A 23,533-nucleotide genomic window follows, 5' to 3' on the forward strand; every position below is an offset into this window, starting at 1 on the left:
CCACGCCTGCCGCCCACCAACTCTCCAGCCCTGCGAAACTACCCCCTCGCCTTGATCGCCGCCTGGGCTGCCGACAGTCTCGCAATCGGCACACGAAACGGCGAGCAGGACACATAATCCAGCCCGACATCCTCGCAGAAATGGATCGAGGTGGGGTCGCCGCCGTGTTCGCCGCAGATGCCGAGTTTCATGTCGGGGCGCGTGCGGCGGCCGCGTTCGGCGGCGATGCGGATGAGTTCGCCGACGCCGTCGAAATCGAGCGAGACGAAGGGATCCTGCACGATAATGCCCTTCTTCTGGTAGGTCGGGATGAAGCGGGCGGCGTCGTCGCGGGACATGCCGAAGGTGGTCTGGGTCAGGTCGTTGGTGCCGAAGGAGAAAAATTCGGCGGCCTCCGCGATGATATGGGCGCGGATGGCGGCGCGCGGCAGCTCGATCATCGTGCCGACGAGATAGGAGATCTCAAGTTCGGCTTCGCCCATGACTTCCGTTGCGACGCGGTCGATCACGGCCTTCACGTAATCGAGTTCGGAGCGCAGGCCGACCAGCGGGACCATGATTTCCGGCACGACGGGGGCGCCGGTTTCGCGGGCGGCAGCAACGGCGGCCTCAAAGATGGCGCGGGCCTGCATTTCGGCGATCTCGGGATAGGAGATGGCAAGTCGGCAGCCACGATGGCCGAGCATGGGGTTGAACTCGTGCAGGGCATCGATGCGGCGGCGCATGAAGCCGGGTTCGAGGCCCATGGCGTTGGCCACTTCCTCGATTTCCTCGTCCGACTTGGGCAGGAATTCGTGCAGCGGCGGATCGAGCATGCGGATGGTCACCGGCAGACCATGCATGATGGTGAAGAGCTCGGTGAAGTCAGAGCGCTGCATGGGAAGCAGCTTGTCCAGCGCTGCGCGGCGGCCGGCCTCGTCTTCGGCGAGGATCATCTCGCGCATCACATGAATGCGCTCGCCCTCGAAGAACATGTGTTCGGTGCGGCAAAGGCCGATCCCCTCTGCCCCGAAGGACCGGGCGGCGCGGGCGTCGGCAGGCGTGTCGGCATTGGTGCGCACCGTCATGCGGCGGGTGGCGTCGGCCCATTGCATCAGCTGGGCGAAATCGCCCGAGAGTTCCGGCTGGAGCATGGGCACTTCGCCCTTCAGCACCTGACCGGAGGAGCCATCGATGGTGATGATGTCGCCCTTGGTGAGCGTAACGCCCATGCCGACCAGCTTTTCGTTGCGCAGGTCGACGCGCATGGTGCCGGCGCCGGAGACGCAAGGAATGCCCATGCCGCGGGCGACGACCGCCGCATGGCTGGTCATGCCGCCGCGGGTGGTCAGGATGCCCTGAGCGGCATGCATGCCGTGAATGTCTTCGGGGCTGGTTTCGACGCGGACGAGAATGACCTTTCGGCCTTCGCTTTCGGCTTCAACCGCCTCTTCGGCGGTAAAGACGATGGCACCGGTCGCCGCGCCCGGCGAGGCGGGAAGGCCCGAGCCGATGACATGGCGGGTAACGCGCGGGTCGATGGTCGGGTGCAGCAGCTGATCGAGCGAAGACGGCTCGATGCGCATCACCGCCTCTTCCTCCGAGATCAGGTCTTCCGCCACCATGTCGACGGCGATCTTCATTGCGGCCTTGGTCGTGCGCTTGCCTGAGCGGGCCTGCAGCATCCAGAGCTTGCCGCGCTCGATGGTGAATTCCAGATCCTGCATATCGCGATAGTGCGCTTCGAGCCGGTCGCAGATCGCGCAGAATTCGGCAAAGGCCTGCGGCATCAGCTTTTCGAGGGAAGGCTTGTCGGAACCTGAATCGATGCGGGCGGCCTCGGTGATCGATTGCGGCGTGCGGATGCCAGCAACGACGTCTTCCCCCTGCGCATTGACCAGGAATTCGCCGTAAAGCTCCTTGGCGCCGGTCGAGGGATTGCGGGTGAAGGCAACGCCGGTGGCGGAGGTGGAACCCAGATTGCCGAAGACCATGGTCTGCACGGTGACGGATGTGCCCCAGCCTTCCGGGATCGAGTGCAGCATGCGGTATGTCTGGGCGCGCGGGTTCATCCAGCTGGCAAAGACCGCGCCGATCGCCCCCCAAAGCTGGACATGCGGATCCTGCGGAAAGGGCTCGCCCAGTTCCTGCTCCAGCACTTCCTTGTAAAGTTTCACGACATGTTGCCACTCGGCAGCGGAGAGATCGGTGTCGAGTTCGTGGCCGAGCCGTGCCTTCTCGTCCTCCAGGATTTCCTCAAAGACCTCGTGATCGAGGCCCATGACGACATCGCCATACATCTGGATGAAGCGGCGATAGCTGTCCCAGGCGAAACGGGCATCGCCCGAATGCTCAGCGAGCGCCTCGACCGTGTGGTCGTTGAGGCCGAGATTGAGGACGGTGTCCATCATGCCGGGCATGGAGGTGCGGGAGCCGGAGCGAACGGACAAGAGAAGCGGCTGGCTGGTGTCGCCGAAGGCGCGGCCGGTGGCGGCCTCGATGCCGGATATCCCATGGAGAACCTGGGTCTTCAGCTCGTCGGCGAGGGTCTTGCCACTCTTGTAGAAAAGGCCACAAGCATCTGACACGATCGTGAGGCCGGGCGGAACCGGAAGGCCAAGCGCCGCCATTTCGGCGAGATTGGCACCTTTTCCTCCCAGCTGCTCGATCTCGGCCCTACTCCCCTCGGCCGCTCCTCCGCCGAAGGTGTAAACCCACTTACGCATTGCCCTCTCCACCCGAACAGGCTTGTTTTTCCACCGTTTACAGCAATTGTGACGGATTGGAAACGTTCAACAGACAAGTTTATGCTGCAATGCATCATAATTGCGGCAGATCTGACCCCGAAGGCTCACGCGGATGTGAAATTGCGTGGAGAGACGTGAAAGACGGATTTCGAAGCGACATTGTAAGCAAAGCCTACAAGTACGGGGACATTAGGGGACCAGAATGACTGTTCACTGGACGCGGCGCCAGCTTTTGCGGCTGGCTGGGACGGCAACACTGACGGGCGCGCTCACCGGGGCGCTGAAGGCCGAGGGGATCGAGATCCAGACCGAGCTTCCAGCCGCGCAGACGCCGCAGCTGCCTTTCGGCCTGACGCGACCGGTGCATGTCGGCGAGGTCTGCCTGCGGGCGAAAGATGTCGCGCGGCTGAAGGCCTATTACACCAGCATGCTGGGGCTCGACGTGCTGAAGGATGGGACGGATGCCGTGACGCTCGGGGCCGGTGGGACGCCGCTCCTGCATATCCTGGCCCGACCGGATGCGACGCCTGAGGCGCCGGGTCAGGCGGGCCTTTATCACACCGCCTTCCTGATGCCTGACCGCGCCGATCTCGCGCGCTGGCTGGTGCATGTGGCGCGCACACAGGTTCCGCTCACCGGTTTTGCGGATCACTCGGTATCGGAGGCCGTCTATCTGACGGATCCCGAGGGCAATGGCGTCGAGGTCTATAGCGACCGACCGCAGGAGACCTGGCTTTGGGCCGGCAACACGGTCACCATGGGAAGCAAGGAACTTGATATCGATGACATCTTCCTCAAGACGAAGACGCGCACGGACCGCGACGACTATACGAGCGTTCCGGCCGCGCTGCGGATCGGCCACATTCATCTGAGGGTCGGCGGGCTGGAGACGGCGCGGGCCTTTTATGCCGATGCGCTTGGCCTCGACGTGGTGGCCGGCAGCGACGAGCGCGGCGCGACCTTCCTGTCGTCGGGGCGCTATCACCACCATATCGGCGCCAACATCTGGGAAAGCCGGGATGCCGGCCCGCGGCAGGACGCCACGACCGGGCTCGACTGGTTCTCGCTGCACGCGAGTGATCAGGCGATCCTTGATGCGCGTCGCGCGGATCTTCAGGCGAAGGGGTTTGCCGTCAGCCCTATCGACGGCGGGTTCGAGGCGCTGGATCCCTGGGGAACGCGGGTTCGGCTGCTCAACGTTTGACGTGTCTCAACCGGGCAATTGTTACAGGGTCATCACGCAATGCAATAAACGGTCACGCAAAATGACCAGACAAATCAATTGAGGGTGATGCGCTCCGGGCCAGCGTTTGCTAGGTGGCATTCTAGTAAATTGTAATCCGGAATCAAAAATGACCCTGACCAGCCCGGTTTCCCTGACTGAGATCCCGCAGAACAACCTTTACCGCAAGGGCGACGTCTTCGTTCTGTTCGGCGAATTGTTCGGTCGTGGCTATGTCACGGGCCTGCTCGACCAGGCCAAGAAGGCCGGCATGGAGATCATCGGGATCACCGTTGGCCGCCGCGACGAGAACAACAAGCTGCGCCCGCTGACCGAAGATGAACTCGCCCAGGCCGAGGCCAATCTCGGTGGCCGGATCATCAACATTCCCGCCATGGCCGGCTTCGACCTCGACTCGCCTGAGGGCGAGCCGACGCCGACGGACCTTCTGTCCTCGCTGACGCTGGAAAACTGGGAAACGGAAAAGCTCGACTGGGCGCATATCGAAAAGTGCCGCCAGGTTGGCGTTGAACGTTTCCAGGATGCGGTCGCCAAGATCATGGCCGAGTTGGAAGGCATGATCGCCGATGGCAAAAACGTGCACTTCGCCCACACCATGGCCGGCGGCATTCCGAAGGCCAAGGTCTTCCTCGTTCTTGCCAACCGCATCTACAAGGGCCGCGGCGCCCGTCACATGTCCTCGCAGGTGCTGCTCGACAGCGATCTCGGCAAGCTCATCCTGCAGAACTTCGACGAAGTCTCGGCCAACACCTTCCGCCACCTGATCGAAGGCAGTGCTGCAATCCGCACCCGCATTGAAAAGAGCGGCGGCCAGGTGCGTTACTCGGCCTATGGCTATCACGGCACGGGCATCCTGATCGGCGACGAATATCGCTGGCAGACCTACACCAACTACACCCAGGGCTATGCCAAGATGAAGCTCGAGGCGATTGCCGAAGAGGCGTTTGCTTCCGGTATCAAGGCGACCGTCTTCAACTGCCCCGAGATCCGCACCAATTCGTCTGACGTCTTCGCCGGCATCGAGCTGCCGCTTCTGCCGCTTTTGAAGGCGCTGAAAAAGGAAAACGGTGGGGCGCGGGCGCAGAAGGTTTGGGCCGATTGCGAAGCGCTGCTGGTCGAGGGTGCGACCATCGACGACGTTCTGCAGAAGATCGCCGACTTCCAGGCCAGCGACGTGATGATCCCGTTCTACAACTTCAACAACTGGCCGATGCCCAACAGCCAGGGCCAGTCGGACATCACCATCGGTACCTCGGCCGAAATCGCCCAGATGCACAAGGACAGCAAGGCGCTGATCTCGGACTATCTGAGCGTGCTCGTGGTCGAGGCGACCGGCGCGCTGATCTTCGGCGAAGTGGCTGATCCGTCGGCGCCGGTGCTCTGGCTGAACCATGACATGGTTGCGCGGCATATCAATTCGGCTGGTTGAGCGAATTAGGCAGTAGCCGATAGGATTGTGCCGGGAGCCTTGCTTCCGGCATTTTCGTTTCACGAGGTCACCCTTCCTTCGTCATCCTCGGGCTTGTCCCGAGGATCTACTGCCGCTGGTATTGGCTCGACGTCTAAGGCCTTCCCTTAGGTCTCCCCTTCGTGACCACCCTTGGCAGATCCTCGGGACGAGCCCGAGGATGACGGCGGGTGTGTAGGGCAATGCCAGCCATTGACCGTGAACCGCCTCCTTGAGACAGAGCCTTTTCCGGGGGCGAACCGATCGCCGGTTTGCACGGCTGGACTTGGTTCACCATTGCTGGCAGGCAGATGACTGGTCATCAGACAAATCGAGTCTTCCCGATGCATTTTCAGCCGCAGTACCGCGTCTATATCGCCTTCTTTCTCTTCGCCATGTCGACCGGCTCGCTGTTTTCGCGCCTGCCTGACCTGCAGGTGCAGCTCTCCGTCAACAAGGCGGAGCTGGGGCTGACGTTGATCGGCATGGCGATCGGCTCGCTGATCTCGCTCACCCTCTCCTCCCCGCTGATCGTCCGGCTCGGTTCGCGCACGACGCTGGCCATCTCGCTGCTCGGCGTGATGGCGCTCTTGTCGCTCATCTCGCTTTTGCCGTCCGCCCCCTTCGTCTTTGCCACGCTCTTTGCCGTCGGACTTCTCGCCGGTGCGCTGGAGATCTGCCTCAATGTCGAGATCGGGCGGATTGAGGCGCAGGCGGGTTTCGGCATCATGAACCGCGCGCATGGCTGCTGGAGCCTCGGCTTCTTCGTCACCGCCGTGACCGCCTCTCTGGTAAGGCAGGCAGGCGTGACGATGCAGGTGCATATGCATGTGCTGCTGGGACTGATGTTCATCATCGGCGCAATCACGATCGCGGGCATGAAGAATGCGCCTGTCCTCACCACCGCCGGAGCCGAGGACAAGGCACCGCATTTTGCCCTGCCGACGCTGACTCTGCTGCCGCTCTGCATCATCGGCACCTCTGCCTTCCTGATCGAAGGTGCGGGAATCGACTGGTCGACGATCTACATGGAGGAAGTCTTCGACGTCTCGCCCTTCATCTCGGGTTCGGGACTGACACTCTTTGCCTTCTTCATGGCGCTCGCCCGCCTCACCGTCGACCCGGTGGTCGATCGCTACGGGGCACGGCTTGTCGGGCGGGTACTGCTGACGGTCGCGGCTCTCGGCATCGCCATGGCCTGGCTTGCGCCCTCCCCCTCGCTCGCACTGATCGGCTTTGCGCTGATGGGCGCCGGCTGCAGCGCGGTCTATCCGATGGCCGTCTCGGCCGCTGCCCAGCGCACGGACCGGCCGGCCGTCATCAATGTCGCGGCAATCGCGCAGATGGCCTTCGTTGTCTTCTTCCTCGGCCCGCCGCTGCTCGGCTTCGTCGCCGAGGCCTTCGGCATCCGCAACGCCTACCTCGTCTGCCTGCCACTGGTGCTCGGCTCGATCCTGGCGAGCGGCGCGCTGCCAGCGGGGCCGGCCCGGCGGGAGAAGCTGGCGGCTTGACCCTCAGCGGGTGAGGAAAGTCAGCTCTTCCGGCGTCGGATCGCCGAAGATCTTGATACCGAGCTTGGCGTCGGAGATGTAAAGCAGCGCTCGCTTGCCATCTTCGGAATAAAGCACGCGGATCCAGCTCGTTTCGCAGGTCCGGGGCTCACAGGCGCGGAAGAGCTGCATGCGCCTATCCTTGACCGCGACCTCCTCGGAAGCGAGCGCGACATAACGCGGCTGGCGAACCAGCGCGCGCACCCAGAAGGGCAGCCCGGGCTTTCCCTTGAGCATCTCCATCAGGCTGTCGCGATGGGCCGGGGACGTGGCGAGCACGCTCGGCAGGTAGTTGCCGGCGAGCGAGGTGGAGGCCGTTTGGGCGTGGAGGGGTGCGGCGCCAAAGGCCAGCAGGATGCCGATGACAAGGACGTGTTTTCTCACACCAGATCTCTCTCGCGCAACGCCTCCGCCGTCTGCAGGTCAACGGAGACGAGTTGGCTGACGCCTTGCTCCGCCATGGTGACGCCGAAGAGGCGGTTCATGCGGGCCATGGTGATGGGGTTATGGGTGATGATGACGAAGCGGGTCTCGGTGGAGGCGGCCATTTCGTCCATCAGGTTGCAGTAGCGCTCGACATTGTGGTCATCAAGCGGCGCGTCGACCTCGTCCAGCACGCAGATCGGTGCGGGGTTAGTCAAGAAGACCGCGAAGATCAGGGCCATGGCGGTCAGCGCCTGTTCGCCGCCTGACAGCAGCGTCATGGTCTGCGGCTTTTTGCCCGGCGGGCGGGCGAGGATTTCCAGGCCGGCTTCCAGCGGGTCGTCGCTTTCGATCAGCTGCAGTTCGGCCGTGCCGCCATTGAAGAGGTGGGTGAACAGGCGCTGGAACTGGGCGTTGACCACATCGAAAGCGGCGATCAGGCGTTCGCGGCCTTCGCGATTGAGGCTCTGGATCGCGCCGCGCAGCTTGCGGATGGCATCGATGATGTCGTCGCGCTCCTTGATCATGGCGGCGAGCTTGTCGGACAGTTCCTTCTGCTCTTCCTCGGCGCGCAGGTTTACGGCGCCTAAGCGCTCGCGCTCCATCTTCAGCCGGTCGACATTGCGCTCGACTTCGCGCAGGTCGCCGATCTGGGAGGGGTCTTTCAGGCCCGTCAGGCGGAAGGCCTCATGCGGGGGAACGTTGAGGGCTTCGGCAATGCGGGCCTCGGCATCGACACGCCATTCGCGGGCGGAGACGAGGCGTTCTTCAGCGCGGCCGCGCTTCTCTCTGGATTCGGCGAGTTCAGCCAAGGCGGCGGCGGCCTTCTGGTCGGCCTCGCGCTGGCGGGTCTCGGCCTCGATCAGGCGGTCAGCGGCGTCGCGGCGGTCCTTCTCGGCCTTGTCGAGTGCGGTCATCAGGTTGCGGCGCTTGTCCTCGAACTCGTCGGGCGCCATTTCGAGATCGGTGATCTCCTCGCGGGCTTCCGCCTCGCGCTCGCGCAGCGTTGCGATATGCTCCTCGGCGGATTTTGCCCGGCTCTGCCAGTTCTGCTTTTCCTGGCGGATCGAGAGAATGCGGCGGCGGCGCATCTCGTCTTCGCGGGCAAGCCCTTCGAAGCGGGCACGGGCTTCGGCGAGCAGGCCGCGGTCGCGCGCGACGACGGCTTCGGCATCGCGCAGGCGGGCGTCGAGAGCGGAGAGGTCAGGCGTCTCCTCCATCTCGATACGGGCAGTTTCCTCCTGCTCTACGATCTCCTCGATCTGGGCTTTCAGACCGTTGACCGCCTCCTCGATCACCTCGCGGCGGCGGATGAGATCGCCCGAGGCGCGTTCGGCCTGAGCGAGAGCATCGCGGGCTTCGGCGAGTGCGCGAACCGTCAGGCGGCTGCGGTCGCGGGCGTCGGTCAGGCGGGCTTCCTCCGTGCGGATGCTATCGGCGGCCTCAGCCAGGCGATCCTCGGCCTCGACCATCTGGTCGCGGGCTTCCTCGGTTTCGGTTTCGATTTCGGCAAGCCGGTTCTTCTGGGCAAGACGCAGGGCGGCGGCACTTGGGGCATCGGCGCCGGTGACATGGCCATCCCAGCGATAGACGGCGCCATCGCTAGTGACGAGGCGCTGGCCGGGGGCAAGGCTTGCCATCAGGCGGAGCGCGTCAGCTTCTTCGACCACGCCGATCTGGCGGAGTGCGCGGGTGAGGGCTGCGGGGGCGCGGACATGGGCGATAAGGGGCCTGGCTCCGGGCGGCAAGGCCGGGTCCCCTGCCCCGTCGCCATTGCCGTGCCAGTGTGCAGGAGCGGATTGGTCGAGCGCGCTGTCGAGGTCGTCGCCGAGAGCGGCACCGAGGGCGGTCTCGTAGCCGCGATCGACGGAGAGGTCATCGGCGACCGGCGGGAAGTCGCCTGTGGTCGTTGACGCCAGGATGCGGGCGATGGTGCGGGCTTCGGTCTCCAGACCGTTGACGCGGGCACGGGCTGCTTCGAGCGGCTGGCGCAGGTGGCTTTCGGTGCGGCGCGCTTCGGTCAGCGCTGCCTCGGCCTCCATGGCCGCACTCTCAGCGTCGGCCACCGCCTGTTCGGCGATCTCGACCATCTCGCGCTTTTCGTCCGGGTCGGGGAGAGCGGCGATGCGATCAGAGATCTCAGAGAGTTCGCGAGAGGCGTCTGAGACCTGGCGCTCGAGGCGGGCGCGGCGTTCGGCCAGATCGCGGATGGCACGTTCAAGCTGGTTGCGGCCGGCAGCGGCTTCGGCGCGTTCGGCAGTCAACCGGGTGAAGTCGCGTTCGCTGTCGGCAAGCGTAGCGGCAGCGGCGTCAAAGGCCTCCTTTGCCTCTTCGCCAAAACGTCCGGCATCGGCGAGGATTTCTTCGAGCTCGGCCTCTTCCTCGGCTAGGCGATTGATGACCTCGGCATTCTCCGAGACGAGACGCTCCTCACGACGGATATCCTCGTCAAGCTGGGCGAGACGGCGGGTGAGTTCGTCGCGGCGGCGGAGGATACGGCTTGCTTCCTCGTCCAGCTGGCTGCGCGCGATCTGCAGGCGTTGGAGGGCGGCGGCGCATTTCGCCTCCTCCTCGCGCAGTTCCGGCATCTTGAGGCTCGCGACGGCTTGAAGCTTGGCCGCCTCCATCTGGTGGTTGGCCTTTTCTGCAACCGTCGACATGGCCTGGTTCAGGGCGCTTTCGGCCTCGCCCTCGGCCTGCTTGGCTTGCGCCCAGCGGATATGCAGCAGCATGGCCTCGTGCGCCCGGATATCGGCAGACAATTGCTTGAAGCGGTTGGCCTGACGGGCCTGGCGCTTCAGGCTTTCGATCTGGCTTTCGAGCTGGGCGGTGATGTCTTCCAGGCGCTCCAGATTGGTTTCGGCCGCACGCAGGCGCAGTTCCGCCTCGTGGCGGCGCGAATGCAGGCCGGAAATGCCAGCGGCCTCTTCCAGCAATTGCCGGCGGGCCTGGGGCTTTGCCTGGATCAGCTCGCCGATGCGGCCCTGGCCGACCATGGAGGGCGAGCGGGCGCCGGTCGAGGCGTCGGCGAAGAGAAGTTGCACATCCTTGGCACGGGCTTCCTTGCCATTGATGCGATAGACCGAGCCATTGCCGCGCTCGATGCGGCGCGTCACCTGGATCTCGTCGGCATCGTTGAAGGCGGCGGGTGCCGTGCGGTCGGAATTGTCGAGATAGAGGCCGACTTCCGCCGAGTTGCGCGCCGGGCGATTGCCGGAGCCCGAGAAGATGACGTCGTCCATGCCGGACGCGCGCATGTTCTTGTAGGAATTCTCGCCCATCACCCAGCGGAGGGCCTCGACGAGATTGGACTTGCCGCAGCCATTCGGCCCGACAATACCGGTCAGGCCGCGCTCGATGATGAATTCGGAGGGTTCGACGAAGGACTTGAAGCCGACGAGGCGGAGGCGGTTGAATTTCATCGTACCATGCCCCGCGCCATCGCATGAAAAACGGGCGCACGGGTTTCCCCGGCGCCCGTCGTCAGAACGGAACGTCGATCAGAGCAGGCTGTCGATGAGGGCCGACATGGAGTCAACCGACATGTCCCCCGAATAGGCCTTGCCATTGATCAGGAAGGTCGGGGTCGACTGAACTCCGAATTCCTCAGCACCGCGATCGCGGACTGCCGACACATCACCGGCAAGCTGTGCGTTCGTCAAGCAGGCGTCGAAGGTCTCCTGTGTAAAACCACCGAGCTTGGAAAGCTGCAGCATGGCGCCACGGACGTCGCCATCCGTCGGTGCCGCCCAGGTGCGCTGCTGCTTGAGCAGCATGGAGACGAAGGGGAAGAACTTGTCTTCGGTGGTGCAGCGGGCCAGCATGAAGGCCGCGAGCGAGGCGGTGTCCTGCGGGAACGGGAATTCGCGGAGCACGAAATAGACCTTGCCGGTGTCGACATACTTGGTCTTGATCGCGTCGAAGGTATTTTCATGGAAATGCGCGCAGTGCGGGCAGGTCATCGACATGTATTCGATCACCTTGACCGGGGCGTTCGGATCGCCGAGCGCCATTTCCTTGAGCGAACCCGGCTTCAGCGCCGCTTCCATATCGACATCGCGGTCAGCGGTCGGGATCTCGGCAGAGGTGGTCGAGGCCGTGGTCTCGTTGCTGACGGCAGGCTTCGGTTCAGCACTGGCGGCCTTGTCTTCAGCGTCGCTGCAGGCGGTGAGCGCGATGCCGACGGCGGCGATGGCGATGCCGCCGAGCAAACGGCGCTTGGTGATCGAGAGTTCGGAAGTCGACATGGGTCAGTTACCTGCTTGCAAGGGTCTTGGATGGGTCCACCGTTATAACGGCAAAAGGCGCCAAACAAGGCAGGCACCCCCTCGAAAAATCAAAGTTCCGTGACCTTTTCACTGCCAGCCCCGGAGGAAGATGCGCGTTCTTGGCCGGGCATGGGAAAACCGCCTGCGAATTTCGCTTGCCGCCAGCGCTAAGCGTAACGGATGATGCGGGACCTTCACGGGCTGAAACCGGAGCTCTGATACTAGTGACAGACAGATCTGATCCGCCGTCAGGGCTGCGGATGGATCGCGGTCATCCTGGCTGACGAAGGCATGGGAAAAACCCAATGTTGGCCGCTGGTTTCATGTTTTACACCTTCTAACAAGAGGTTAACCTGCTTAAGGGAATTCATCCATTCATTGTCAAAGTAGCTTTTCAGATGCTGTTGCCGAAGAGCCGGGGGATCGCACCCCTCCCCGCCTATAGTTTGAGCCTCGCGCTTGCCGCGCTCTGCCTGACCGTCACGACCGTTCCAGCCGCTGCCCAGCAGTCGCAGAACGTCGCGCCACGGGCGGGAGCAACGTCGCTCGAGCAGATCGAAGCGCAGCGCCGCCAGCTCTTTGCGCGCATGATGGCGGCACCCGACGATCTCGACACGGCCTTCGAATATGCGGCTCTCTCGTCTCAGGCGGGCGATCTTGAGGGGGCAATCTCGACGCTGGAACGCATGCTGATCTATGCGCCCGGCCTGCCCCGGCTGCAGCTCGAACTTGGCGTGCTCTATTACCGGCTCGGTGCCTATGAGACGGCGCGGCAATATTTCGACGGGGCGAAGGCTGCCGGAGATGTGCCGCCGGAGGTCGCCGCCAAGGTCGACCAGTATCTTGCCGCGATCGACCAGAAGAGTGATCCCTCGCAGTTTTCTGGCATGCTGCGCGCCGGGCTGCGCTACCAGAGCAATGCCAATGCCGGACCCGGCAATTCCACGGTCACGCTGAACGGTCTTTCCTACACACTCGACAATCTGAGCGTCGCAGGAGAGGACTATAATGCCTTCGTCAACGGGGCCGTGCGCTATCGCCACGACACCGACATACAGGGGCTTGCGCTGGAAGCCGGGATTTCCGGCTATGCGGCGGGATATCGCGACCGTGACACGCTGAACACGGCGGCGGTCGAGGCCTATGCCGGACCCGTCTTCGATCTCGGCCGCTTCGGGCTGGACGACCGGTCGGTCTCCGTCATGCTCTTGACCAGCGGCGTCCTGATCGAGGGCGACCGCTATCTCGCCTCGGCCGGCATCTCGACGAATTTCGACTGGCAGGTGACGCCGGTCGACAGCCTCTCGGCGAGCCTGCAATATCGTTATGAGGACTATTCCAACACCAAGTCGCGCAAGACGGCGGAGCTGCAGAGCGGCAACCGCTTCGATGCGCAGGTCTCCTGGTCGCACAATGTGACCGCAGATTTCAGCCTGACCGGCCGGCTGCTCGCGTCACGGCGGGATGCCGAGACGGGCTATCTCTCGTCCACCGAATTGGGCGGCGCGATTTCTGGCACCTACCGCTATGCGGCGCTGATCGGCGATGGTCCGGCCTGGATCGTCGGGCTCGAAGCGGCCGTGGCAGGTCGTGGTTATGACGATCCCGACACCATGATCAATTCGGAGGAAAGCCAGCGCGACACCGAATTCAGCCTGAACTTCAAGCAGATCACGCCCTTTACCGACCGCGTGGCGCTGGTCGCCGAGGCCGGCTACCGCAAGGTCTGGTCGAATTATGACATCAAGTCCTTCGACAACATCTCGGTGTCGATCGGCATCCAGTCGGCTTTCTAGGAGCATCACGATGAAGACGAATACGCGTCATGCCCTGCTTTGCACCTCTGCCGCGCTGCTGATGCTCGCGGGGGCTCCGGCGCTGGCCGAGACCGACGTTGCCGGCGTCACCGCCGCCGTCAATCCGCAGGCAACGGCCTTTGATGCCTCGGGCAAGCCTCGCCTGATCTCGCTCGGCGACGCCGTGATCCGCAACCACCGGATCGAGACGAGCGGCGAAGGGCTGGTGCAGATCCTGCTGGCCGACGGGACATCTTTCACCGTCGGACCCAATTCCTCCGTGGTGATCGACAGCTTCGTCTACGATCCGGAGAAGAACACGGCCTCGCTGGCGGCCACCATGACCAAGGGCGCCCTGCGCTTCATCGGCGGCAAGGCCTCGAAGGCGAGCGGCAATGTGAAGATCGACACGCCGATCGGGACAGCCGGCATTCGTGGTGCCGTGGTCGACATCAATCTCAACGGCCAGACGGCGGACGGTCAGCCGCTGCCGCCGCATATGACGCTGGTCTATGGCAAGGAAGTGCAGCTCTCCGGCAATGGTTCGCCGCAGCGCCTGTTCAAACAGGGCTTCTCGATCGTCGTGGGCGACGGCCAGCCGCGTGTGCAGCGCACGCCGCCGCAATGGGTGAGCGGGCTGCAACAGACCCTCGCCGGCCGGCCCGGCCAGGGTGGTGGCACCAGCAATGCGCCGACCGACCAGACGGTCGCGGGCAGTTCGGTCAGCCAAAGCAATTCGGCGCAGCTGCCTTCGGAAAACACGATCCCGGTGCCGCAACCGCGCCCGATCGTGACGACGCCAGTGGAAGAGGTGGCGGGAGAATCGCAGAGGGATGTGGGGACGCGGCCGGAGGTGCCGGTGGATCCTGTTGACCCGGAGCCGGAGGAGCCTTGGGATGGGTCTGTGGGCATGGCCTATGAAGACCTAGATTACGGCGAACTGTACAACAGCTACGGAGAGATGACGCAGGAGACCGACGGCAGTTGGTCCGGTGTCGATGGTGATGGCGAGACCTTTGCGCTCGATGGCATCGCCGCATCGGACAGTCTGACCAGTGCGAGTGTTTCTGGCTCCAGCTCAAACCTCGGCAACCTCAGCGGAAAGGCTTATGCCGGCAGTGGCGACTTCGTGGCCTATCTGATGCACTCCGCCAGTGATGTCCGCTTCCTCGTGGTCGGTGGCAAGACGGCAAGCATGGCCTCGACGTTTACGGGGACCAAGGTGCAGCACTACGTGGTGCAGGCCGATCCGGCGACAGGGGCGGTCACCATCGGGGCCGTAGCACCCGCGCTCGCGGCGGCGCTCTCGACAACCGATACGGTCAAGAGCGACCTGCTCGTCGTGGCCGCCTCCGGAACCGACGGTGAAGACAAACCGGTTGCCGGCAAGGCGATCCAGGCCGCTCTGTCCATCACCGGTGACGCAAACAGTCAGAAGAGCGCGATCAACGTTACGGCCGGCACGTTCCTCCGGCCCGACGACGGCGGCTACGGGCTTGAGGCCCAAAGCACCGGTGGGTATCTCACGAGCGCATCCGCGACTGTGCAGAATGAGCAGTCGACCGTTCAAACCATCGGCAGCAGCACCGAGAGTGACCAGCTCTTCGGCGACGACGGCGAGTATATGGTGATCGTCGGCAGTGGGGACACCTATGACACGGGCACGCGCGTCTTTAAATCGGCCGCTAATGTCGTCAGCCGGGACGACACCCGGACGGAGACAAACGTCAAGCGTTTGTTCGCTGACCAGACGATTTCGGGCTTCGCCGCGGGTGCTGTCAACACATCAAGCGGTATGGAGCTCGACACGGGCACCATCTCCCTCGACTTCGACGGGACCAGCAACAGCTTCACCGGCGACATCGACATCGAGACCTCCGATGAAGGGGATGAGATATACCTGACCTCGTCCAATTCTCAGACGGCCTATCTCACCGATCAGCTGATCGCCGCCTCCAGTGACGTCGACGGCTCCTATATCGTCTCCAGCAGCGTCGTGCCGGTCGAAATCTTCACTAACACCAGCGGGGGGACGACGACGTCCAGCAGCCAGATCTGCTCCAATTGCGACTTCATGACCTGGGGATGGTGGGGCAAGGCGGATGGATATGAGAGCAGTTCTTCCGTTCATCTCGGCAACTGGATCATCGGTGAGAGGCCGGATGATTCAGCGCTCCAATCGCTGACCGGCACCGCCACTTATGCTGGCCATGCCGTGGGCACCGTCGTGAATGCCGGATCGCAGTACATCGCAACCGGCCTTCTGTCGGCCACGATGGATTTTGGCGCGCGGAGGGGGACAATCGAGATCAGTGACTTCGACGGAAAAGCAACTTTCGGAGCGGAAGTCAGTTTCGCGTCCGGTGCCAATGCTGTCTCGACCATGACCAGCACATCCATGATCGGGATTGCCACCAGTGTCACCGGCGCCTTCGCTTCCAATGGCACAGACCCCGTCAAAGGCATCATGGGCAACTTCACCGCCAACGATAATGCTGGCTGGTCCTCCACCGGCATCTTCGCCGGGAGCACCTCGGGCGTAACCCAGTGACAGCGGACGCGCCGGGGCGCCCGACGTCGGCCAAGGCCCCCAGCCCGCGCCATCGCCTCTCGTCCTCGCAGCGGCGCAAGCTCGGGGTGATGCTGATGGGGGTGGCCGCACTCGTCGCGGTCATCACCGCGCATGCGGCCTTTGCTCCCCAGGCCTTCCGGCTGACTTCGCTGGTGTTCGATACCTATCAGACCATCAAGCCGCGTGACGCGACCGATCCGCCGGTTGCGGTCATCGATATCGACGAAGCCTCGATCGGCACGCTCGGGCAATGGCCCTGGTCGCGCCGGACGGTGGCGGAGATCGTCACACGGGCAAGCGGGCTGGAAGCCGCGGCAATCGGCTTCGACATCGTGTTTTCCGAACCGGACAGAACGGCACCTGCGCGGCTGGTCGAGGAGATGCGGCGCCAGGGGATTGCGATCGAGGTTGGGCCTGATCTTCCGGATCCGGATGCCCAATTGGCGGATGCCGTCGCCGCGAATGCCGTGGCGCTCGGGATCGCGCTCACCAACGAGACATCGGCACCGCCCCCTGAACCGAAGGCCGGGTTCTCCTTTGTCGGGCCGGATCCGCAGGCGCGGCTCATGCCCTATTCCGGCGCGCTCTCCAATCTTCCCATGCTCAACGAGCGGGCGACGGCGATGGGCTATTTCTCCTTCCCGCCGACGCCCGACAACATCATCCGGGCCTTTCCGCTGATCTCCAAAAGCGGCGACAGGCTCTACCCGGCGCTGTCGATCGAGACGCTCCGAATTGCCCAGCAGGCGGGGTCTTTCGTGTTGCGCTCGGCCGGCACGGCCGAGGGCTCGGCGATGACGGACTTGAGGGTCGGGGCGCTCGACATTCCCGTGTCAGCCGATGGCGAGATCTGGATCTACTATTCCGGCCTGCCGAACATGCCGGTGATTTCGGCTGCCGATCTCTTCGATCCCGCCAATGCGGCGACACTCATGGGCCAGATCCAGGGGCGCATCCTGCTGGTCGGCACCAGTGCGGTGGGCCTGCGCGATATCGTGGCGACGCCCGTCGATCCGGCGATGGCGGGCGTGAAGGTGCATGCCGAGATCATCGACCAGATCGCGAGCGGCGTCTTCCTGCAGCGTCCGGACTGGATTATCGGCGCCGAGCGGGCGGCGGCAATCGCCGTCGGGCTCGTGCTGCTTCTGGTGCTGGCGACCGCCACCCCTGCCCTTTCGGTCATCGTCGCGTTGATGCTTGGCAGCCTCATTGGCGGCGGCTCGTGGCTTGCCTTCTCTCGAGCCCTGACGCTCTTCGATCCGCTGTTGCCGCTGGCGAGCCTCGGCGCGGTGCTGCTCACGGCTCTGCCGCTCCTGCTGATGCTCACCCACCGGGAAAAGCGCTTCGTGCGCGAGAGCTTCGGACGCTATCTTTCGCCAACGCTGGTCGAACGGCTCTCGGAAAACCCGGAAGGCCTGACGCTCGGCGGCGAGGACCGGGAGCTCACCATCCTGTTCTCCGACATTCGCGGCTTCACCACGCTTTCGGAAAAGCTGACCCCGACCGAGCTTACCGGGCTTCTCAACAACTTCCTGACGCCGATGACCGACGTGCTTTTGCAGCGCGAGGCGACGATCGACAAATATATCGGCGATGCGGTCATGGCTTTCTGGAACGCGCCGCTGGACATTAGCGACCATCCGCAAAAGGCCTGCCTTGCCGCGCTCGATATGATCGCAGCGCTGGAGCGGTTGAACCGCGAGAGCGGCATGGACCTCAAGATCGGCATCGGGCTCAATACCGGCATGGCCTGTGTCGGCAATCTCGGCTCCGACCAGCGCTTCAGCTATTCCTGCCTCGGCGACAGCGTCAATCTCGCCTCGCGTGTCGAGGGCATGACCAAGCTCTACGACGTCTCGATCCTAGTGACCGAAGATGTGCGGGTGCGGACGACGGGCCTGCTGTTTGCCGAAGTCGACCGAGTGCGCGTGGTCGGACGGCAGGCGCCAGTGACGCTGCATGCGCTGGTGGGGGCTTCGGGGGAAACCGCCGCAGGGCAGACCGAGCTGCTCGAACGGCACAAGAGCTTCCTCGCCGCTTGGCAGGCTGGCGATCTGGGCGTGGCCCGCGAGCATCTGCGGGTGTTACAGGCCCTGCCGCAAAATCCACTTTCCGGCACGCATAAGCTCTATCAGGAGCGCCTCGAGACGCTGCCTGAGACGGCACCGGATGGTTGGGATGGCGTGTTCACGGCAAATACCAAGTAGCTCGCCTTCACTCGTGCAGTGCCTGGACCACGCGGTTGGCGATAGCAAGGCGTTCGGCAAGCGTGGTGGCGCAGAGACGGTGAACGAGGAGCGCCAGTTCCGGGTCTGCCTGTTCGAGATAGCGCAATTGCTGGCGGGAGAGGCGATAGACCGTCGAGGGAAGTTCGGCGACGACATCGGCCGTGCGCGGGCCCCCGCGGTAGATGGCGATCTCGCCCAGCACCACGCCGGGTTTGACCGTGCGAAGACGCAGGCGTTTGCCGTTTCCGAGGACTGCCTCCACCTTGGCGCGGCCGGTCCAGAGCAGGAAGAGGTCGTCGCCGGCCTCGCCTGCGCGGATGAAACGATCGCCGGGCTGGAGGCGGATTTCCTGCATGGAGGCGACGAGATCTTTCAGCCTCGTGCTCGGGCCGATCGTCTGGGCCAGATAGTCCTCGACATCCTGCCAGGTCTCTTCGCGGGCGATTTCGCCGAGCAGTCGCTGTTCGCAGTATTTGATGGCGTGATCGAGATCAGGCTCGAACCGCGTGGTCACGTCGCCCTGCCCGTCGAGCCCGTTGCGGCGGAGCGTGGCCTCGGCTTGTGCCGTGAGGCCACTCAACAACAATTCGGCGCCATCTGCCGCAAGCAGATTGCGGATCTTGACGAAGGCGGCAGCAGCGGCAGTGTCCATGCCGCTCACCCGACGGAAATCGAGGACGGCGAAACGCAGTTTCGGGCGGTCGGTATCCTTCAGGCGGCTGCGCACAATTGCCACCACCTGTTCGGCAGTGCCGAAAAACAGAAATTCCTGGAGTTCGAGAACTTGGACCTGATCGCCTTCGGCCTCTAGGCGTTCGCTTTCGACGAGCGGACGATCGATGCTGCTGCGGCGGATGCGGAGTGATGTGTCGCTTCGGATCACCGAGAGGCGGGCATAGTTATAGACGAAAGAGAGGATGGCGAGACCAAGCCCCATCATCATCCCGGTCAGGAAGCCGAAAGCGAGCATGCCAGCGGGGATGGTCAGCACCACCAGCCACTCATTGCGCGGCAGTTGGCGGCGGGCGCCCCAGAGCCATTCCTCGGCCATGTCATAACCAAGTGTGATCATCAGACCGGCGGCAACGAAGGTCGGCATGGCACCGGCAAGCTGTCCGGCAAACGGCAACATCAGCACCAGAACCAGCGTGGTGGCAAAGCCCGGCAGGCGGCTCGCGCCGCCCATCCGGGTTGCGAGCAGGGTCATGCTCATGCTGCTGAAGCCCGGCGCGCCGCCGAAGCCACCCGCAAAGAGGTTGGCGAGGCCCGTGGTGCGCAGTTCCGAATCCGCATCGATCTCGCGACGGGTGGCGACCTCCTGGCCGCTCGTGTTGAGGAGGAGCCCGACCATGCTGAGAAGCACGACGGAGGCAATGGCCGGCGCGGCATGGGCCACGGCAGACCAGTCGGCCTGCCACAAGATCGACAAGGGAGACGGCAGTTCCAGCCCCGTCTGGAGCGGCCGCGCCGGCAGCCAGTGGAAGGCGCGTGCGGCCTCCGGATCGATGCCAAGCACGGATAGAAGCCCATAGAACAGCAGGGCTGCGGCGATCATGATGCCCGGTGCGATCAGCGGGCTGGAGGATCGCCTGAGCGAGAAGTTCAGGATGAAGGCGAAGATCAGCGCGATATGCAGATTGGCGAAGGCCTGACGACCGTCCACCGTGGCAAACATGTCTGATATCACCTGGGCTCCGAGCAGCATGTTCACCGCCCCCTGGATCATCAGGCAGCCGGAGCCGGCGAGAAATCCAGCGATGACCGAGAAGGGCATGAAGCGCACCAGCCGGCCAAAGCCGAAGGCGCCCGAGACCACAAAAACGAGACCGGTTGCGACGGCGCTCGTGCCGAGGATGGCAAAGGCGGTCATGATGCGGACCTCATCCGGCGCGTCCAGCAGCGTCGGAGAGGCGAGTGCCGCGGCAATTGCGGCGGCAAGGATCGCGACATTCGGCTTTCGAACCTGGCCGATGCTGGCCGGGTAGCGGCTGCCGATGGTAATCACGAGGGTGAGCAGGATGCTGGACATGAGGATGGCGCCCACCCCCATGCCGAAACCGGCGGAGACCGAGCCGGTAAAGATGAGAGCGGCAAAGGCGATGCTGGTCCCCAGACCGTCAATGCCGGCGATCACCGCAAAGAGCAGTGGCGCGAGGAGCGCGGTGACCGTTGCCGGGCGCAGACGACCGGAGGACACTGTATGTGTGCCACCCGGCAGTGCAGCCGGTTGTGGCGATAGGGGGGTGTCCTGCAGGCTCACGGTCCGTCCGATCCTGTCACTCGTGCAGTGCCTGGACCACCCGGTTGGCGATCGTCAGGCGTTCGGCAAGTGTGGTGGCGCAGAGGCGGTGGACGAGAAGGGCCAGTTCCGGATCTGACTGTTCGAGGTAGCGCAATTGCCGGCGGGAAAGGCGGTAGACGGTCGAGGGCACTTCGGCCACCACGTCTGCCGTGCGCGGACCGCCACGGTAGATGGCAATCTCCCCCAACACCACGCCCGGTTTGACCGTGCGAAGACGCAGGCGTTTGCCGTTTCCGAGGACTGCCTCGACCTTGGCGCGGCCGGTCCAGAGCAGGAAGAGATCGTCGCCGGCCTCGCCTGCCCGGATGAAGCGATCACCGGGCTGGAGGCGTATTTCCTGCATGGAGGCGACGAGATCTTTAAGCCGCATGCTCGGGCCGATCGTCTGCGCCAGATAATCCTCGACATCCTGCCAGGTTTCCTCGCGGCTGATCGCGCTTAGCAGGCGGTCCTCGCAGCGCTCCAGCGCATGGTCGAGGTCGCGTTCTCGCCCGACGGAAGGGTCGGCGGAAAAATCGATGCCGTTTCTCGCCAGGGCCTGCTCGATATCCGGTGACAGACTGCTGAAGATCAGTTCCACCTCACTTCCTGCGAGCAGGTTACGGATCTTGACGAAGGTGGCGGCAGCGGCGGCATCCATGCCGCTCACGCGGCGGAAGTCGATGACCACAAAGCGGAGCGACAGGCGGGCTCGATCCAGCAGGCGCTGGCGGATCGCCTCGACCACCTGTTCGGCGGTGCCGAAGAAGAGGAATTCCTGCAGCTCCAGCACCTGGACCTGCTCGCCTTCCAGCTCGATCAGGCTGTTTTCTGCCGGCGGCCGATCGATGCTGCTTTTGCGCTCGCGCAGTGAGGCATTGACGCGGATAACCGAGAGGCGGGCATAATTATAGACGAAGGTGACAATGGAGAGGCCGAGGCCGAGCGCCATGCCGCCCATGAAGCCGAAGGCGGCCATGCCGAGCGGAATGGCGAGCACGACCAGCCACTCCATGCGCGGCAACTGCCGGCGCGTGCGCCACAGCCAGTCGTGGATCAGCTCGACCCCGAGCGCAATCATCAGGCCGGCGGCGACGAAGGTCGGCATGGCACCGGCGAGTTCGCCGGCAAAGGGCAGCATCAGGGCCAGCATCAGGGCGGTCGCGACGCCGACGGAGCGGGCCTTCGCCCCCATGCGATTGGCGAGCAGGGTCATGGAAAGCCCGGTGAACCCGGGGGCGCCACCAAAGCCGCCGGCAACCAGGTTGGCCATACCGGTGGTGCGCAGTTCCGCATCCGCATCGATCTCCTGGCGGGTGGCGACTTCCAGCCCGCTGGTATTGAGCAGGAGGCCGACCATGCCGAGAAGGGCGACAGAGATGATTGCGGGCAAGGCCTGCAGGACGACCGCCCAATCCGCCGTCATGACGACGTGAGCCGGTTGCGGCAGGGCAAAGCCGTCACCGGGCGGCAGGGCGGGCAACCATTGCATGGCGCGCGCCTGGTCGCTGTCGACGCCGATGACGGCCAGCATGGCATAGAACAGCAGACCACCACCGAGCAGGACCAGCGGCATGGTGAGCGGGCTTGTCGAGCGGCGCAGCGCAAAGACCATCACCACCGCAAAAACGACTGATACATAGAGATTGGCGAGCGCCTGCTGGCCGTCGGGTCGGACCAGAAGGTCGACGATGGCGCGGTCACCGACGACCATCATCACGGCACCCTGGATCAAGAGCCAGCCGGAGCCGGCGAGAAAACCCGCGACCACCGGATAGGGCATGAAACGCACGAGCCGGCCGAAGCGGCAGAGGCCGAAGATCCAGAAGACGAGGCCGGTGACGACGGCACTTGAGCCGAGAATGGCAAATGCCGTGGCGACCTTGACCTCTTGCGGGGCGAATTCCAGATGGGCAGCGCTCGCCGCAATCGCCGTGGCCAAGATGGCGATGCTCGCTTCCTGCACCTGACCGATGCTGGAGGGATAGCGGCTGCGGAGCGCAATCCAGAGCGCCATCACGATGCTCGACAGGAGGATGACCCCGACGCCCATGCCGAAGCCGGCCGCGAGGGGCCCCGCGAAGATCAGCGCGGCAAAGGCGATGCTGGTGCCGAGGCCATCAATGCCGGCAATGACCGCGAAGAGCACGGGCGCCATGAAGGGCGCAGATATGCCCGGGACCGGGAAACGCCATCCCTGCCGCTGTGGGACGGCAGCGATCGCGCTTTTGCGATCCGGGATGGGGGTCGGATTGTGGAGGTTCACGGCTTTTCCTGCTGCTGAAAGGCATTCGCGGCCGGACATCGAAGTCCGATCGGACGAGTGGTAGACCCGGCAGCAGTGGCGGGCAACGCGACGAGCCGGATCGGCCCAAACTTGGCCGCAGACGTCAGCAGATAGGCGGACGGGAACCGGGAAAACCCATGTCTTTCAAAGGATCAAGCCGTATGCTGGGACCGAAGGGCTACTTCCGCTTGGCCTGTAGGACGGCCGTGCCGAGACGCTCGACGGCGCGGCGGAGATTCTCGTTCTCGATGCCGTCCATCATCGCCTCCAGCCGCTTTGCCTTTTCGCCTTCCAGCTTGCGGATGCGCGGTCTGACGCTTGCGGTCGAAACCGGTTTCTGGACGATACGGACCTGGCCGATGGCGGGATAGCCGAAGAAGCCATTGATGCGAGCAATCAACTCGCCCTGGGCATGGGAGAGGAAGAGCGCGCGGGCACCCTCGCAGGCAATCGTCAACACGCCGGGGCGGTGGCCGCCATCCTCGGGCAGGTCCGAGCGGCGCGGCCAGGCGATCTTTTCCGGCCGGGTGCAATCGGCAAAGTTTTCGCCGACGATATCTTCCCAGGAGCCGAGCAGTGCCGTGTTGATGCCGGCACGGCGCGCCAGCACGGGATCGACGATCCCGTTGGCGATGTCGGCAATCTGGTTTGCGCCCTTGAAGGTGGCCATTGCGTCTGGGGATCCTTCACATCGGCCCTTGAACGGGCGACT

General features: G+C 64.1%; 13 protein-coding genes. 6 read left to right on the forward strand and 7 right to left on the reverse strand.

The genetic code is table 11. The annotated features are described in order from the left end of the window. Window positions 1-38 precede the first annotated feature (38 nt). Window positions 39-2,705: a pyruvate, phosphate dikinase gene (gene ppdK, locus AC02Y0_RS13095; protein WP_476379346.1), complete on the reverse strand. Its 2,667-nt coding sequence runs from the start codon at window positions 2,703-2,705 to the stop codon at window positions 39-41. 223 nt (window positions 2,706-2,928) lie between these two features. Here ppdK and AC02Y0_RS13100 point away from each other — a divergent pair, with 223 nt between their 5' ends. The 3 genes from AC02Y0_RS13100 (at window position 2,929) to AC02Y0_RS13110 (ending at window position 6,927) form a co-directional block, all read left to right on the forward strand. Then, on the forward strand, window positions 2,929-3,930 hold the full coding sequence (locus AC02Y0_RS13100) for a VOC family protein (RefSeq protein WP_476379347.1): 1,002 nt from the start codon (window positions 2,929-2,931) through the stop codon (window positions 3,928-3,930). Between the two features lie 154 nt (window positions 3,931-4,084). After that, entirely contained in the window at window positions 4,085-5,398 is a 1,314-nt protein-coding gene (locus AC02Y0_RS13105) for an enoyl ACP reductase FabMG family protein (RefSeq protein WP_476384022.1), read from the forward strand. Between the two features lie 362 nt (window positions 5,399-5,760). Continuing rightward, window positions 5,761-6,927 (forward strand): MFS transporter, encoded by a 1,167-nt coding sequence (locus AC02Y0_RS13110; RefSeq protein WP_476379348.1) that lies wholly within the window; start codon window positions 5,761-5,763, stop codon window positions 6,925-6,927. Window positions 6,928-6,930: 3 nt separating this feature from the next. Here the strand turns inward: AC02Y0_RS13110 and AC02Y0_RS13115 are convergent, their stop codons facing one another. The 3 genes from AC02Y0_RS13115 to AC02Y0_RS13125 all read right to left on the reverse strand — a co-directional run bounded on the left by AC02Y0_RS13115 (window position 6,931) and on the right by AC02Y0_RS13125 (window position 11,636). After that, a complete protein-coding gene (locus AC02Y0_RS13115; RefSeq protein ID WP_476379349.1) occupies window positions 6,931-7,350 on the reverse strand; it encodes an Ivy family c-type lysozyme inhibitor in 420 nt (139 codons plus the stop codon). Continuing rightward, on the reverse strand, window positions 7,347-10,811 hold the full coding sequence (locus AC02Y0_RS13120) for a chromosome segregation SMC family protein (RefSeq protein WP_476379350.1): 3,465 nt from the start codon (window positions 10,809-10,811) through the stop codon (window positions 7,347-7,349). Before AC02Y0_RS13120 ends, AC02Y0_RS13115 begins: the two co-directional genes overlap by 4 nt. A 78-nt stretch (window positions 10,812-10,889) precedes the next feature. Then, complete coding sequence (locus AC02Y0_RS13125; protein WP_476379351.1) at window positions 10,890-11,636, reverse strand: DsbA family protein; 747 nt, start codon at window positions 11,634-11,636, stop codon at window positions 10,890-10,892. Window positions 11,637-12,055: 419 nt separating this feature from the next. On the opposite strand from AC02Y0_RS13125, the gene AC02Y0_RS13130 reads away from it, so the two are divergent. The 3 genes from AC02Y0_RS13130 to AC02Y0_RS13140 are packed head-to-tail and all read left to right on the forward strand — an operon-like array spanning window position 12,056 to window position 18,232. Continuing rightward, window positions 12,056-13,453 (forward strand): tetratricopeptide repeat protein, encoded by a 1,398-nt coding sequence (locus AC02Y0_RS13130; protein WP_476379353.1) that lies wholly within the window; start codon window positions 12,056-12,058, stop codon window positions 13,451-13,453. Between the two features lie 10 nt (window positions 13,454-13,463). After that, on the forward strand, window positions 13,464-16,004 hold the full coding sequence (locus AC02Y0_RS13135) for a FecR family protein (protein WP_476379355.1): 2,541 nt from the start codon (window positions 13,464-13,466) through the stop codon (window positions 16,002-16,004). Beyond that, the gene (locus AC02Y0_RS13140; protein ID WP_476379356.1) at window positions 16,001-18,232 is read left to right on the forward strand and encodes a CHASE2 domain-containing protein; all 2,232 of its coding nucleotides are present in this window, start codon (window positions 16,001-16,003) and stop codon (window positions 18,230-18,232) included. Before AC02Y0_RS13135 ends, AC02Y0_RS13140 begins: the two co-directional genes overlap by 4 nt. 7 nt (window positions 18,233-18,239) lie before the next feature. Here the strand turns inward: AC02Y0_RS13140 and AC02Y0_RS13145 are convergent, their stop codons facing one another. From AC02Y0_RS13145 to AC02Y0_RS13155, 3 genes are all read right to left on the reverse strand, one after another. Then, the gene (locus tag AC02Y0_RS13145) at window positions 18,240-20,513 is read right to left on the reverse strand and encodes an SLC26A/SulP transporter family protein (protein ID WP_476379358.1); all 2,274 of its coding nucleotides are present in this window, start codon (window positions 20,511-20,513) and stop codon (window positions 18,240-18,242) included. A 16-nt stretch (window positions 20,514-20,529) separates the two neighbouring features. Then, a complete protein-coding gene (locus tag AC02Y0_RS13150; protein ID WP_476379359.1) occupies window positions 20,530-22,800 on the reverse strand; it encodes a SulP family inorganic anion transporter in 2,271 nt (756 codons plus the stop codon). A 199-nt stretch (window positions 22,801-22,999) separates the two neighbouring features. Continuing rightward, entirely contained in the window at window positions 23,000-23,491 is a 492-nt protein-coding gene (locus AC02Y0_RS13155; protein ID WP_476379360.1) for a DUF721 domain-containing protein, read from the reverse strand. Window positions 23,492-23,533 lie beyond the last annotated feature (42 nt).

It is taken from the genome of Allorhizobium sp. nf9_anc, from assembly GCF_056323085.1.

Bases quoted from the DNA above. Each gene is read 5' to 3' on its own strand.
- ppdK (WP_476379346.1), bottom strand. From the start codon at position 2,705: ATGCGTAAGTGGGTTTACACCTTCGGCGGAGGAGCGGCCGAGGGGAGT.
- AC02Y0_RS13100 (WP_476379347.1), top strand. From the start codon at position 2,929: ATGACTGTTCACTGGACGCGGCGCCAGCTTTTGCGGCTGGCTGGGACG.
- AC02Y0_RS13110 (WP_476379348.1), top strand. From the start codon at position 5,761: ATGCATTTTCAGCCGCAGTACCGCGTCTATATCGCCTTCTTTCTCTTC.
- AC02Y0_RS13120 (WP_476379350.1), bottom strand. From the start codon at position 10,811: ATGAAATTCAACCGCCTCCGCCTCGTCGGCTTCAAGTCCTTCGTCGAA.
- AC02Y0_RS13125 (WP_476379351.1), bottom strand. From the start codon at position 11,636: ATGTCGACTTCCGAACTCTCGATCACCAAGCGCCGTTTGCTCGGCGGC.
- AC02Y0_RS13130 (WP_476379353.1), top strand. From the start codon at position 12,056: ATGCTGTTGCCGAAGAGCCGGGGGATCGCACCCCTCCCCGCCTATAGT.
- AC02Y0_RS13135 (WP_476379355.1), top strand. From the start codon at position 13,464: ATGAAGACGAATACGCGTCATGCCCTGCTTTGCACCTCTGCCGCGCTG.
- AC02Y0_RS13155 (WP_476379360.1), bottom strand. From the start codon at position 23,491: ATGGCCACCTTCAAGGGCGCAAACCAGATTGCCGACATCGCCAACGGG.